The organism is Lentzea sp. NPDC051213 (assembly GCF_044455585.1).
Lineage (GTDB): Bacteria > Actinomycetota > Actinomycetes > Mycobacteriales > Pseudonocardiaceae > Lentzea.
Map to the genome: position 1 here is coordinate 237,219 of NZ_JBITEX010000004.1, position 12,154 is coordinate 249,372.

The following is a 12,154-nucleotide window of genomic DNA, read 5'->3' on the forward strand; positions in this document are numbered from 1 at the left end:
CCATCAACGGTTGCCCTTGACCCACTGGTCCCAGGGGACCTGCCAGTCACCGAAGCCGTCCCACGACTCGAGCGCAGGGCCGCCGGAGTTCTTCACGGTGACGATGTCGCCCTGCTTGCTGTTGTCGAAGACCCACTTGGCGTTCTCCGGCGACAGGTTGAGGCAGCCGTGACTTACGTTGCGCCGGCCCTGGTCGCCCACGGACCACGGCGCGCTGTGGAAGAAGATGCCGCTGTTCGACATGCGGAACGCCCAGTCGACCGGCGTCTTGTAGCCGCCGTTCTCCAGCGCGAGGCCGTACGTCGTGGAGTCCATGATCATGTGGGCGTGCTTCTCCATCAGCACGTAGGTGCCGGTGGGCGTCGCGTCGGCGGGCTTGCCCATCGACGTCGGCATGGTGCGCACGACCTGGCCGTTGACCTTCGTCACGACCTGGTGCGCCTGCCCGTCGGCCTCGTGGACCACGGCGTCGCCCACGGTGGTCTTGATCACACGGTCTTCCTGGCCGTAGATGCCGTCGCCGACGTGCTTGCCGTAGACCTTGACGTGCATCGTGATCTTCGTGCCGGTGGCCCAGTAGTTCTGGGGCCGCCAGTGCACTTCCTTCTTGTTGAACCAGTAGAAGGCGCCCTCGACCTTGGGCTCGGTGGTGATCTCCAGCATCTGCTCCGCGGCGACCTTGTCCGTGACCGGCTCGTCGAAGTAGAACGCCAGCGGCTGCCCGATGCCGATCGTGCTGCCGTCCTGCGGGTTCGTCGACACGTAGGTCAGCGTCCGCGGCTTCACCGTGTTGAACGACGAGACCTTCGTCTGCGGCTTGCCGTCCTCACCGACCGCCGTGGCGCTCAGCTTGTACGTCTTCGAGTACCCGAGCGGCTCCGTGTTGGTCCACTGGGTCTTCTCCTCGTTCAGCTTCCCCTCGACGGCCTTGCCCTCGGGGTTCGTCAGCACGACCTCCGTGAGCTTGCCGTCCGCCGCCGTCGCGATGACCGGCAGTCCAGGCGAAACATCGCCCGCACCGTCGTTCAAGGCCAGCGTGAGCGTCACGGGCTTCGGCAGCGGTGGCGGAGCGCTCGATGACGAGCCCGCGGCACCGTTCTCCCCCGCACCAGTGCCCGAACAGCCTGCGATCAGGATCACAGCGAGTCCCGCTGCAACCACCCCACGACCGCGTCTGCCCCACATCCCCATCGACGTACTTCCGATCTAGTTGTCGCCCGCTCCCGAGACGGCCTGCACGATGTCGTTTTGGCGTCCCCCAACAAGGGGACGACACAAGGGGGTCCGAAGTTGCGCGAGTGGCCGGATCGTTACGCGCCCGATCTACCCCGCACCAGGGCTGACCAGCCGATTGGGATCGTACTCGAGCGTTGTGCTAACGTTCTTCCCGTCGGAACGAGCAAGCCTCCGGCACACAAACAAGCGCCGCTAGCTCAGTTGGTTAGAGCAGCTGACTCTTAATCAGCGGGTCCGGGGTTCGAGTCCCTGGCGGCGTACTCCAGAGAAGCAGGTAGAGATTCGTCTCTACCTGCTTCTCTGCATTTGTGCCTGTTTTCTGCTCCTCTTTGCCGCCACCCCGCGAAGGCGGCAAAGAGACGTCAAGTCCACGAGGGACGGTGCCGTCCCAGCCCGCCGCACGCGTCGACTCAGGCTCCAAAGTGGATCGCCACGGCGTTGATCTTCCTTGCGACAGCGGGCGGAGTACCGCGTACCCCCTCCATCGCTCCGTGCGTCGCGCATGTTTCACATAGCGCACAAATGTGTTGTGACCTGCGCGATCTCACGCCAGGATGGTCATCGTCTAGTAAACGACTGATTGTTATGGGGGCAGTCGAATCATGCGTTTCAAGCGTGCAATGGCAACTGTGCTCGGCCTCGCGGTGATGGTCACCATCGCCGGTACGTCGCCGAGCCTCGCGCAGGGGGACAGCAAGACCTTCAAGGGCGTCGAGCGCGACGACCGTGTGAGCCTTGCCACGACCAACGGCCAGTCGTTCATCGAGATCAACGGTGCGAACGAGCTCGTGCACTGGCAGCGCGCCGGTGAGAGCTACGCCAAGCAGGTCCGCGGTTGGGGCTGGGGCGGCACCCGCACCATCACCACCCTCGATGAGCAGAACTTCATCGAGATCAAGGGTGACGGCCGCCTGTCGAAGTGGACGTGGAACGGCGGTTCCTACTCCGAGGTCGTCATCGGCTGGGGCTGGAACAACGCGCGCCTGATCACCGGCATCAGCGCGGGCCAGTTCATCGAGATCAACAACCAGGGCGAGCTCGCCTACTGGACCATCAACGGCACCAGCCTCTCCAAGGTCGTCCGCGGCCAGGGCTGGGGCGGCACGAAGAGCATCACGGGTCTCGACCCGTACATGTTCATCGAGATCAAGGGTGACACGCTCAACTCGCTCTCCTGGTGGGTCGACACCACGAGCGGTCTGCAGGAGTTCTACGAGGGCGGCGACCGTCGCTGGATCCGTCTGATCGCGGGCGGCGACGCTGACCACTTCACGATCATCCGGACCGACGGCACCCTGATGGAGTTCGCCTGGGATGGCAGCAGTGAGCCCGGCAAGTGGGTCGGCACCGAGCGTGGCTGGGGCTGGCAGGGCACCCGCCTGATCGGCTGATCAACCTGATGTGACGAGGCCCCTGACCGGCACGCCGGTCGGGGGCCTTTCGCGTTTCGGCGAAGGGCTGATACTGACCCCGCCCGGCAGCGAGAGGTGACCATGAAGAAGCAGGCGTACGCGACCGCCGCGATCGCAGACTCGATCCTGGCGGCATGCGGAGTCGGCGCCGTGCGCAAGGCGACGAAAACGGCGCTGATGCCGGTGCTCGCAGTGGCCAGCCCACCGCGCAACCCAGGCATGGCCGTCGGTCTCGCCGGCTCGTGGGCGGGCGACGTGGCGCTGCTCGGCGAGTCGGACCGCGCGTTCCGCACCGGCCTCTTCAGCTTCCTGGTGGCCCACGTCGGCTACACCGCGGCGCTGGCCCGCCGATCACAGCCGGGCTCGCGCAGGGCGGTAGTGCCGATCGTCGCCGCGTCGGCGGCGGGCGCGGCGGTGTTCGCCCGCGCGGCAGGCCCGATGGGCCGTCCGGTAGGCCTCTACGCCCTCACCCTCGGCACGATGGTCGCCGCCGCCTCGACCGCCCGCGGCCGTGGCGCACGCCGGATTTTCGGTGGTGCGGCACTGTTCGCGGTGTCGGACGCATTGCTGGGCGCGAGCCGGTTCGTCCTCAAAGGACGCGCGGCGCGAGTGGCATCGGCCGGCGTGATGCCGACCTACACGGCGGCGCAGTGGCTCATCCACACGGGGTTCGCGCAGGACGAGCCGTCCGCCGGGTAACCCGCGTGAACCCGGCGGTAGCCCTGTGCTAACGTTCTTCCGGTCGGAACGAGCAAGCCTCCGGCACACAAACAAGCGCCGCTAGCTCAGTTGGTTAGAGCAGCTGACTCTTAATCAGCGGGTCCGGGGTTCGAGTCCCTGGCGGCGTACTCCAGAGAAGCAGGTAGAGATTCGTCTCTACCTGCTTTTTTGCTTTTTGCGACCTCATCTTCATTCTCCGTTTCTTCGCTGTGGATCATGGTTTGCGAGCCCGAGACATCCCTGGAAGTTAGGTAGCCCGGCCGAGGTGATGGGCCCAGGCGGTGGCTTCGTCGTAGGTAGTGCGGGTGGCGAGACAGCCGTGGAGGATGCCGACGAGCCGGTTGGCGACGTGCCGCAGTGCGGCGTTGTACGGCACGCCTCGAGCACGTTGGCGGTCGTAGTACGCCCGCGCGCCCGGTGAACTCCTCAGGGCGCACATGGCCTGACGCATCAGCGCATCAATCAACCGCAGGTTGCGGACGTGTCTGGCGTTGACTGTGCTCCTGCGGCCGGACGCGATCGTGACCGGGCTGGTGCCAGCGTAGTTCTTCCGCGCCTTCGCCCCGGCATAGCGGGCGCGGTCGTCACCGAACTCACCCAGCACCCTGCCGCTCACGATCTCGCCCATGCCCGGCTGCGACAGGTAGATCTCCGTGTCAGGGTGCCGGCCGAGACGTTTCACCAGTTGGGCCTCGATCGCCTTGATCTGGTCGACAAGCGCGACGATCACGCGCACCAGTGAGCGAACGGTGATCGCGTAGGCGCCTTGCAGAACGGCGGGCAAGCGGAGCTGCTCCGAACTGAGTCCCGCGTGGATTCGCTCGGCCCGCTCATCGACGAGCCGCTTCCGGCCTGCTCGCTTCAGCGCGGCCAAGATCTCCGACCGCGAGAGCTGCGCTGCGGAGTCCGGATCAGGAGCTCGCTTGAGAAGGTTCAGCACCTCGCCTGCCGCGAGGTCTTCGCCGAACGCGGCCAGTGCCGCAGGGAAGAAGTCGCGCAGCTGTGCGCGCAAGCGAGCGACCTGTCGTTGACGGTCCCAGATCAAGGTCTGGTGCGTGCGCGCGAGGAGCTTGATCGCTTCCGACAGCTCGCTGTCGCCCGCCACCTGACGCAGCTGGTGTGAGTCCGTGCGCACCATGTCCGCCAAGGTGTGTGCGTCCGCGGCGTCGCTCTTGGCCCCGGACATCGCAAACCGTTCCCGGAACCGAGCGGCCTGGCGCGGATTGACCGCGAACACTCGATAGCCTGCGGCAACCAACGCGGTCACCCACGGCCCGCGGTCAGTCTCGATCGCGACCGACACTTGCTCAGGCCCGCCGTCGGCGTGGTTGGCGATCAACGCATGTAACTGCTGGACGCCCTCGACACCTTCAGGCAATCGTGTGCCGCACAGTTTCTTGCCGTCTGTGTCCATGATCTCGATGTCGTGATGACCTTCAGCCCAATCATCACCGACGAACAACACGTCACATACCTCCACGCCTCGACGACAACGATCAGCGGGAGAACGCCAGCAGGTATTGGTGATGTGCTCACACCAGCGCCAGGTGGGCACGACATCCCTTAGCGGTCGCTCATCCCCAGCTACCAGCAAGCGCACGCGTCTCGGGAAGGACTCACAAACCCGCTTTAACCCAGTGCTCACCCACCGGCAACCGTCGCCGCCATCGTTCCGCCTCACACCGCCGACACGGCTTCGGCCCAATGATCGGATGCAAGTCACTGACAGCCGCATCCGGCAGCGGACTCGGCCACCTTGACGCCTGGGTCGACCGCCATTTCGGTCGGCGTGCAGCAGGCACTAACTCCACAGCACGATCCCTCGGCCTGCGCCGCAGCTGGCGCACTCACCGAACGGAGTTCAGTTCCCAGGCGGCTCTCTCCAGGTCAGGCCGGGCGCTTCCAGGTGAGCTGGTGGTCCTTGATCAAGCACTGCCGGTGCGCAGTGTCTTCATCGTGACGTAACTGTTCACGGTCGCCACGCCGGGAAGGCTGGCGAGCCTGTTCGCGTGGAAGGCCTCGTAAGCGGGCAGATCGGCGACCTCGACCTGAAGCAGGTAGTCGAAGTTGCCGGTGACGTGATGCGTGAAGACCACTTCGGGCAGTTGGACGATCGCGCGTTCGAACGCGACGACATCCGCGCGGGAGTGACGCGCCAACCGGACACCAGCGATCACACGCAGGCCGCGGTCCACAACCGTGGGGTCGACAATCGCCTGGTAGCCCCGGATCACACCCGTATCTTCAAGGCGGCGAACGCGCCGCAGGCACGGCGACGGGGACAAGCCCACTCGCTCGGCGAGGTCGGCATTGCTGATCTTGCCATCCTTCTGGAGCACGGTCAGGATCGCACGGTCCACTTCATCCATGCTGGCAGATTATTGCTCCGAGTCGGGATATCTCGCAATCTGATTGCTGCATGGGCGCGCAATTAAGTGCCAAGATTGCCACCTTCGCCGCCAAGCGACCTGCACGACAGCCAGGCTGGTTCCTGTCACACAGGACGGGAGGACCACCATGGCCGGCACCAGCACGGTTGCTGTACACGCCGATCGCAACGTTCACCCCAGCCACGCCGTGGCCCCGCCGATCTATCAGACGGCAACGTTCTGGGCCGACTGCGCGGACACGTTCGCTCGGGTGGCGGCCGAGTCACGCGGCAAGGACTTCTACACCCGCTACGGCAACCCGAACCACGCGCAGGTCTCCGCCGTGGTCGCGGAGCTGGAGGGCACTGAGACCGCGATGGTCACGGCGTCCGGGATGGCGGCGCTCACCACGTCTGTGCTGGGTCTGGTGTCTGCCGGTGATCACGTCATCGGGCAGAAGGCGACCTACGGTGGAACAGCGTCGGTGTTGCTGAACCTGTTGCCGCGGCTGGGAATCTCGACGACTGTGGTGGATCAGACCGACTCGGAGGCGTTCGAGAGGGCGCTGACCCCGAAGACGCGGCTGATACTCGTGGAGTCGCCGAGCAATCCACTGTTGCAGGTCACCGATCTGAGCGGGGTCGCGGCCCTGGCGAAGGCGCATAACGTGATCACGTTGGCGGACAATACTTTCGCCACGCCGTTGAACTCACGGCCGGCGGATCTCGGCATCGACGTGGTCTGGCACAGCGCGACCAAGTACCTCAACGGTCATACCGACGTGTCCGCCGGGGTGCTGGCCGGGCCAGCCGAGATCCTGAACCGGATCTGGGACACCGGAGTGCTCACGGGCGCGACACTCGGGCCGTTCGACGCGTGGTTGTTGTTGCGCGGCATGCGAACCCTGCCGTTGCGGGTGGAACGGCACAACGCCAACGGACTGGCGATCGCGGAAGCCTTGGAGAATCATCCGGCTGTCGCGAAGGTGCACTATCCCGGCCTGCCCTCCCATCCGCAGCACGAGTTGGCGCGCAAGCAGATGAGCGGCTTCGGCGGTGTGCTCGCCCTGGAGCTCAACGGTGGTTTCGACGCGGCTGACGCGTTCCTGGGACGGCTCAAGTACTCGCGGCGCTCGGCGAGCCTGGGCGGAGTCGAGTCGCTCGCCGTACACCCCGCATCGATGTGGCGAGGAATGCTCAGCGCTCAGCAGATCGCCGAGTCCGGCGTGCCGCTCGGCCTGGTCCGGCTGGCCGCGGGCACCGAGGACACGGCTGACCTGGTCGCCGACGTCATGGCGGCGGCCGACGAGATCGCCGCGATCAGCGCCTGACGAACAACCCGAAGTGGAGCTCACGCGATGAAGACCCTGATCACCGGCGGCACCGTGCTCACAATGGATCCGGCGACCGGCGATCTCGCTCGAGGCGACGTGCTGATCACCGATGGTGTGATCACCGCGGTCGCCGAACGGATCGACGCACCTGACGCCGAAGTCATCGACGCGACAGGGCGGATCGTCATGCCCGGCTTCGTCGACACCCACCGGCACACCTGGCAAACGCAGTTCCGCGGGCTTGGCACCGACTGGACTTTCGCCGACTACGTGGCCGCGATTCACGGCACCGTGAAGCCCGAATACCAGCCCGAGGACGTCTATCTCGCCAACCTCGTCGGCCGCCTGGAGGCGTTGAACTCCGGCATCACCACCATGCTCGACTGGTTCCACGCCGCACAGACGCCCGCGCACGCCGACGCGGCGCTCGCCGGCCTGCGTGACGCGCCGGCACGGTCGATCTTCGGCTACGGCGCCGGCTACCGCACAACAGACCGGATCGACGCCGAGATCCGCCGGGTACGGGCCGAGGTTCCGGACGACGGCCTGGTCACGATGGCGCTGGCCATGCGCGGCCCCGGAGAGGCCACCATGGACCTGGTGGTCAACGACGTGAAGCTGGCCAACGAGCTCGACCTTCGGATCAGCGTGCACGTCGACGGTCTGTCCGGCGCCCGGCCGATCGCCGAGATGTTCCAGCACGGCGTGCTCGGCGACACCACGACGTTCGTGCACGCCAACGGGCTCGACGACGACGAACTGCGGATGATCGCCGACGCGGGCGCGTCCGTGTCGATCAGCCCGGACGTCGAGCTGAAAATGGGCTTCGGCTGGCCTGAGACCGGGCGCATGCTCGCTGCGGGCCTGCGGCCGACGCTGTCCATCGACGACTGCCCGGCGGTCGGTGGCGACATGTTCTCGACCATGCGCACGACGTTCTCCGTGCAGCGAGGGTTGGACGGAGGACTACAGGCACGTGACGTCCTGCAGTTCGCCACTGTCGATGGCGCCCGCGCGTGCGGGCTCGGCTCGCGCACCGGCAGCCTCACCCCCGGCAAGGACGCCGACGTCATCCTGCTGCGCGCCGACGACCTGAGCGTGTTCCCGCTCAACCACCCTGCGGGCACGATCGTCGCGGCCGGTCACCCCGGCCTGGTCGACACCGTGCTGGTGGCCGGACGCGTGGTCAAGCGCGACGGCGCACTGGTTGGCGTGGACGTGCCTGCATTGAAGGCCCGGCTGCTGGCATCGCGCGACCGGATCGCCGCGGCCGCAGGTGTCGGCCTCGACGGCACCTGGCGTCCGACGGCAAGCGAGTAAGGCGAGGTACTGCCGATGAAGTTGGTGACCTTCTCCTCACAAGCGGGTGAGCGTGTCGGCGTGGTCGACCTCGACCGCGAGGTCGTCCGCGACGTGACCCACCTGCTGCCCGATGGTGGCGGACTGCTCGGCGCGATCGAGCAGTGGGACGCTGTTCGGCCGCTGCTCGATGCCCGAACCGGGACGGAGCTGCCACTGGAAAAGGTGCATGTACTGGCGCCGATTCCCCGGCCCCGTCGCAACATCTTCTGCGTCGGGCTGAACTACCACGACCACGTCACGGAGTACGAAGACAGCGACTACGGCATCGGGAACTGGCTGCCAGATCGGCCAGTGATCTTCTCGAAGGCAACGACCGCAGTCATCGGTACCGGGACGGAGATCGATCGCCATCCCGCTGTGACGTCCGAAGTGGACTACGAGGGCGAGCTGGCCGTCATCATCGGCACCGGAGCTCAGGTGTGGGGTTACACGATCGTCAACGACGTGACCGCACGCGACCTGCAGCACGCCCACAAGCAATGGCTTGTGGGCAAGTCGCTGGACACGTTCTGCCCGATGGGTCCATACGTGGTGACTGCCGACGAAGTCCCTGACGTCGCCGCACTGGAGATCAGGACGAAGGTCAACGGCGAGCTACGGCAACACGCGAGCCTGAAGGACTTGATCTTCGACGTGCCCGATCTGATAGCAACGTTGTCCGCGGGGATCACGCTGTTGCCCGGAGACGTGCTCGCGACCGGAACACCTGCCGGGGTCGGTCTCAGCTACGACCCGCCAGCCTTCCTGCGCAGCGGTGACGTCGTCGAGGTGTCGATCACCGGCCTCGGCACACTGCGCAACCGAGTCCGCTGAGGAACAGCATGTTGATCGGCGACATCGAGATCCACCCGTTCACCGACGGAATCTTTCGGGCCTCTCCCGCCTACTTCGGCGAGCACGCCCGCCCTGACGGCCACGAGGACCTGTTCAGCAGGCACGGTATGGCGTGGTTGCCCATCGGCTGCTTCCTGGTGCGCACACGCGACCGGACAGTTCTCGTCGATGCCGGCATGGGTCCCGACCTGGACGACGCGGGTCCGCGCCGGTTCCTGATCGGCGGACAGCTACCCCTCGGGCTGCGCGCCCTCGGGGTCTCTCCGTCCGACGTCACGGACGTCGTCTGCACCCACTTGCACTCCGACCACTGCGGCTGGCTTTTCGACCTGGCCGCATCCCCGGTGTTCCCGCACGCCACCATCTGGTTCGGAGCCGGCGACTGGAACCACTTCGTGGCAAGCGAACACGGCGCGATGGCCGAGCACATCCGCCACGGTCTGCTCACCTATCGCAGCCGAGTTCGGACCGTCGAGCGCGACACCACGATCGCGCACGGCATCACGTTGACGATGACACCAGGGCACACGCCTGGGCATCTGTGCGTGATCATCGCCTCTGGCGGACAGCGGGCCCTGCTGCTCGGGGACGCGATCGTGTGCCCGGTCCAGCTCGACGAACCCACCTGGCAGTCGATGGGCGACGTCGATCCCGCACTCGCCCGGCAGGTTCGCGAGCGTCTGTTCCGCGAACTGGAAGACGGCGTGACCCTCGGCGCGGGAGCGCACTTCCCCGAACTGCAGTTCGGCCGAGTCCTTGCAGGACAAGGACGACGCTGGTTCAGCTGAAAGGTCTGCTCATGCCACGCCCGTTCGCACAGGTCGACGTGTTCTCCCCTACGCCCTTTCTGGGCAACCCGGTCGCCGTGATCCTCGACGCCGACGGGCTCGATGACGAGACGATGCAGCGCATCGCGCGGTGGACGAACCTGTCCGAGACCACATTCGTCCTGCCGCCCACCACCCACGAGGCGGACTACCGACTGCGGATCTACACCCCAGGCGGCGAGCTGCCCTTCGCCGGACACCCCACCCTCGGCTCCGCGCACGCATGGCTCGAACACAACGAGGTCGTACGTGACCGAGTCGTGCAGGAATGCGCGACAGGACTGGTCGAAGTGCAACGCCGAGGGGGAACACTGTCCTTCGCCGCGCCGCCCACGCGCCGCACCGGCGAGATCGAAGCCGAGTACCTGGGAAAGATCGTTCAGGCGTTCGGGATCAGCCACGAACAAGTACTCGGCCACCAGTGGGTCGACAACGGCCCCGGCTGGGCCGTCATCAGGCTCGCGACCGCCCAGGAGGTCATCGACCTGGAACCGAACCTCGGACAGATCCCCCACGCGATGGTCGGCGCGATCGGCGCGCACCCGGCCGAGTCGGAGCACGCCTTCGAGATGCGTACCTTCGCACCAGGCGCCGGAGTTCCCGAAGACCCGGCATGCGGCAGCATGAACGCCGGAGTCGGGCAGTGGCTCTTCCGCACCGGCGCGGTGAACCGCGGCTACCGCGTATCCCAAGGACGACGGCTGGGCAGAGCCGCGGACATCACCATCACCCCCGACTCGGATGGCACGATCTGGATCGGCGGGACCACACGCACGCTCATCAGCGGCATCACCCTGACTTAGACAACGCTTCTGGCGGGTCACCCCACGGGCGCCGCCCTGTCCTCATTCGCGCGGCGACCTCGCCGAACAGGACCGGTTCTTCGATGCGGTGACGGTGTCTTCCGCGACATCTGGGATACGGAGGGCGTGTACTTCGCACGGTCGATCAGCGACCAGTTCGCGCACTCTCTGCGCTCGCGCTTGTCCGCCATCTCAAGCAGAAGCGCTCAGGAAGGTGGCATGAGCACAACCGGTGATCACCTAAGGCCAACGTCGCGGACCAGGTCAAGACCATGACCCCAGCGCTGGAGAGCCTTGGCGCAGACATCCGGGGTACCGGCTTAGGTCGATGCTCGTCGCACCAGCCAAAGCCGAGTTCAACGCTGATACCACCTCTGAAGCCTCGCGCGTCGTGACATGGCAACTGAGTGCGGATCTCCTCCACCAGTTCGCCATCACACAGCGTCATCTTGCCCAGACGCCAGCCATCAGGGCATTGAACGATCAGATCAGCAAATTCGGCGCGGACAACACCCTCAAGATCGCCACGGCGGCCTAGCCTAGCTGGGCACCTCGGCCGCTACCCCGGCCCGAGCAGAAACGACGGCAGCAACTTCAGCACGAAGAGCAATGACCAGGTCTCGCGCGCGATCCATGCCAACGCCGAGTTCGATGCGAAGTGTGTCTGCGGAGATCGGTCGCATGTGGACCGACCAGTGCTCGGCATCCGCCTGCCGAGCACGGTAGAGATCATCCGCCTCCCCGACGCCGATCGTGTCGAGCTTGCCCTGGCCGTGTTCAGCCGGGGCGATCTCCGCTCGCGGGCCACTAGCGATCAGAGAGATCGACTGCAGCATGCCCGGCCCCACCTCCGCCCAGCCGATCAGCAACACCGGACCGACCGCGTCGAACGCGGCCTTCCCGTAGTCGCCAGACAGGAGCGGATCCGCGACGTTGAGCGCCAGCGTCACGGCGCTGACAAAGAGGGTGAACCGTCGCAACGGCTGCAAGACCTCAGTCGACGCTCCGTGAAGGGCGAGATATCTCGTCGCCAGCAGCAGTCCGAGGATCGACAGGTCGACCGCGGGCGCGATGAGCGGTGCGCCCCAGACTGGCACGCCCAGCCGCAAGGCAAGGCTCAGGACGTTGCCGAATCCGAACAGGAAGGTCAATCCAACCACCGTCGCCATGATCACCGTGACCGCCCTAGCGGCGTCCTGCAGCACGCTGGAGTTCCCGCTATGCGAGCCCGAACCGAGCCCGAGAACCGCGGCCTGCG

The 12,154-nt window shown here is 66.1% G+C and carries 12 protein-coding genes and 2 tRNA genes; 10 read left to right on the forward strand and 4 right to left on the reverse strand.

What is annotated here, in order from left to right; translation table 11 throughout:
- Positions 1 to 3: 3 nt before the first annotated feature.
- Positions 4 to 1,140: an Ig-like domain-containing protein gene (locus ACIA8G_RS19315; RefSeq protein ID WP_396419922.1), complete on the reverse strand. Its 1,137-nt coding sequence runs from the start codon at positions 1,138 to 1,140 to the stop codon at positions 4 to 6.
- A gap of 282 nt (positions 1,141 to 1,422) precedes the next feature.
- On the opposite strand from ACIA8G_RS19315, the gene ACIA8G_RS19320 reads away from it, so the two are divergent.
- The 4 genes from ACIA8G_RS19320 (at position 1,423) to ACIA8G_RS19335 (ending at position 3,496) form a co-directional block, all read left to right on the forward strand.
- A tRNA-Lys gene (locus ACIA8G_RS19320) sits at positions 1,423 to 1,496 on the forward strand.
- 360 nt (positions 1,497 to 1,856) lie between these two features.
- A complete protein-coding gene (locus ACIA8G_RS19325; RefSeq protein ID WP_396419924.1) occupies positions 1,857 to 2,627 on the forward strand; it encodes a hypothetical protein in 771 nt (256 codons plus the stop codon).
- Between the two features lie 102 nt (positions 2,628 to 2,729).
- Positions 2,730 to 3,347 carry a lysoplasmalogenase gene (locus ACIA8G_RS19330; RefSeq protein ID WP_396419925.1) on the forward strand — a complete coding sequence of 206 codons (618 nt, stop codon included), beginning with the start codon at positions 2,730 to 2,732 and terminating at the stop codon, positions 3,345 to 3,347.
- A gap of 75 nt (positions 3,348 to 3,422) precedes the next feature.
- Positions 3,423 to 3,496 (forward strand) — tRNA-Lys (locus tag ACIA8G_RS19335).
- A 119-nt stretch (positions 3,497 to 3,615) separates the two neighbouring features.
- On the opposite strand, the gene ACIA8G_RS19340 is transcribed toward ACIA8G_RS19335, so the two are convergent.
- Together ACIA8G_RS19340 and ACIA8G_RS19345 are read right to left on the reverse strand one after the other, a co-directional pair.
- The gene (locus ACIA8G_RS19340; protein WP_396419926.1) at positions 3,616 to 4,833 is read right to left on the reverse strand and encodes an IS110 family transposase; all 1,218 of its coding nucleotides are present in this window, start codon (positions 4,831 to 4,833) and stop codon (positions 3,616 to 3,618) included.
- A gap of 460 nt (positions 4,834 to 5,293) precedes the next feature.
- A complete protein-coding gene (locus ACIA8G_RS19345; protein WP_396419927.1) occupies positions 5,294 to 5,737 on the reverse strand; it encodes an Lrp/AsnC family transcriptional regulator in 444 nt (147 codons plus the stop codon).
- A gap of 148 nt (positions 5,738 to 5,885) precedes the next feature.
- Between ACIA8G_RS19345 and ACIA8G_RS19350 the strand changes: the two genes are divergently transcribed.
- The 6 genes from ACIA8G_RS19350 to ACIA8G_RS19375 all read left to right on the forward strand — a co-directional run bounded on the left by ACIA8G_RS19350 (position 5,886) and on the right by ACIA8G_RS19375 (position 11,434).
- Positions 5,886 to 7,067 carry a trans-sulfuration enzyme family protein gene (locus ACIA8G_RS19350; protein ID WP_396419929.1) on the forward strand — a complete coding sequence of 394 codons (1,182 nt, stop codon included), beginning with the start codon at positions 5,886 to 5,888 and terminating at the stop codon, positions 7,065 to 7,067.
- Between the two features lie 27 nt (positions 7,068 to 7,094).
- Entirely contained in the window at positions 7,095 to 8,390 is a 1,296-nt protein-coding gene (locus ACIA8G_RS19355; RefSeq protein WP_396419931.1) for an amidohydrolase family protein, read from the forward strand.
- A 15-nt stretch (positions 8,391 to 8,405) separates the two neighbouring features.
- Positions 8,406 to 9,245, forward strand: coding sequence for a fumarylacetoacetate hydrolase family protein (locus tag ACIA8G_RS19360; RefSeq protein ID WP_396419932.1), 840 nt, complete (start codon positions 8,406 to 8,408; stop codon positions 9,243 to 9,245).
- An 8-nt stretch (positions 9,246 to 9,253) separates the two neighbouring features.
- Positions 9,254 to 10,054, forward strand: coding sequence for an MBL fold metallo-hydrolase (locus ACIA8G_RS19365; RefSeq protein WP_396419934.1), 801 nt, complete (start codon positions 9,254 to 9,256; stop codon positions 10,052 to 10,054).
- 11 nt (positions 10,055 to 10,065) lie between these two features.
- Positions 10,066 to 10,896, forward strand: a complete 831-nt coding sequence (locus ACIA8G_RS19370; protein WP_396419936.1) for a PhzF family phenazine biosynthesis protein — start codon at positions 10,066 to 10,068, stop codon at positions 10,894 to 10,896.
- Between the two features lie 328 nt (positions 10,897 to 11,224).
- Complete coding sequence (locus tag ACIA8G_RS19375) at positions 11,225 to 11,434, forward strand: hypothetical protein (RefSeq protein ID WP_396419937.1); 210 nt, start codon at positions 11,225 to 11,227, stop codon at positions 11,432 to 11,434.
- A 1-nt stretch (position 11,435) separates the two neighbouring features.
- Here the strand turns inward: ACIA8G_RS19375 and ACIA8G_RS19380 are convergent, their stop codons facing one another.
- Entirely contained in the window at positions 11,436 to 12,065 is a 630-nt protein-coding gene (locus ACIA8G_RS19380) for a hypothetical protein (protein WP_396420544.1), read from the reverse strand.
- Between the last annotated feature and the right edge of the window lie 89 nt (positions 12,066 to 12,154).

Bases quoted from the DNA above. Each gene is read 5' to 3' on its own strand.
- ACIA8G_RS19325 (WP_396419924.1), top strand. From the start codon at position 1,857: ATGGCAACTGTGCTCGGCCTCGCGGTGATGGTCACCATCGCCGGTACG.
- ACIA8G_RS19330 (WP_396419925.1), top strand. From the start codon at position 2,730: ATGAAGAAGCAGGCGTACGCGACCGCCGCGATCGCAGACTCGATCCTG.
- ACIA8G_RS19345 (WP_396419927.1), bottom strand. From the start codon at position 5,737: ATGGATGAAGTGGACCGTGCGATCCTGACCGTGCTCCAGAAGGATGGC.
- ACIA8G_RS19350 (WP_396419929.1), top strand. From the start codon at position 5,886: ATGGCCGGCACCAGCACGGTTGCTGTACACGCCGATCGCAACGTTCAC.
- ACIA8G_RS19355 (WP_396419931.1), top strand. From the start codon at position 7,095: ATGAAGACCCTGATCACCGGCGGCACCGTGCTCACAATGGATCCGGCG.
- ACIA8G_RS19360 (WP_396419932.1), top strand. From the start codon at position 8,406: ATGAAGTTGGTGACCTTCTCCTCACAAGCGGGTGAGCGTGTCGGCGTG.
- ACIA8G_RS19365 (WP_396419934.1), top strand. From the start codon at position 9,254: ATGTTGATCGGCGACATCGAGATCCACCCGTTCACCGACGGAATCTTT.
- ACIA8G_RS19370 (WP_396419936.1), top strand. From the start codon at position 10,066: ATGCCACGCCCGTTCGCACAGGTCGACGTGTTCTCCCCTACGCCCTTT.
- ACIA8G_RS19375 (WP_396419937.1), top strand. From the start codon at position 11,225: ATGCTCGTCGCACCAGCCAAAGCCGAGTTCAACGCTGATACCACCTCT.
- ACIA8G_RS19380 (WP_396420544.1), bottom strand. From the start codon at position 12,065: ATGGCGACGGTGGTTGGATTGACCTTCCTGTTCGGATTCGGCAACGTC.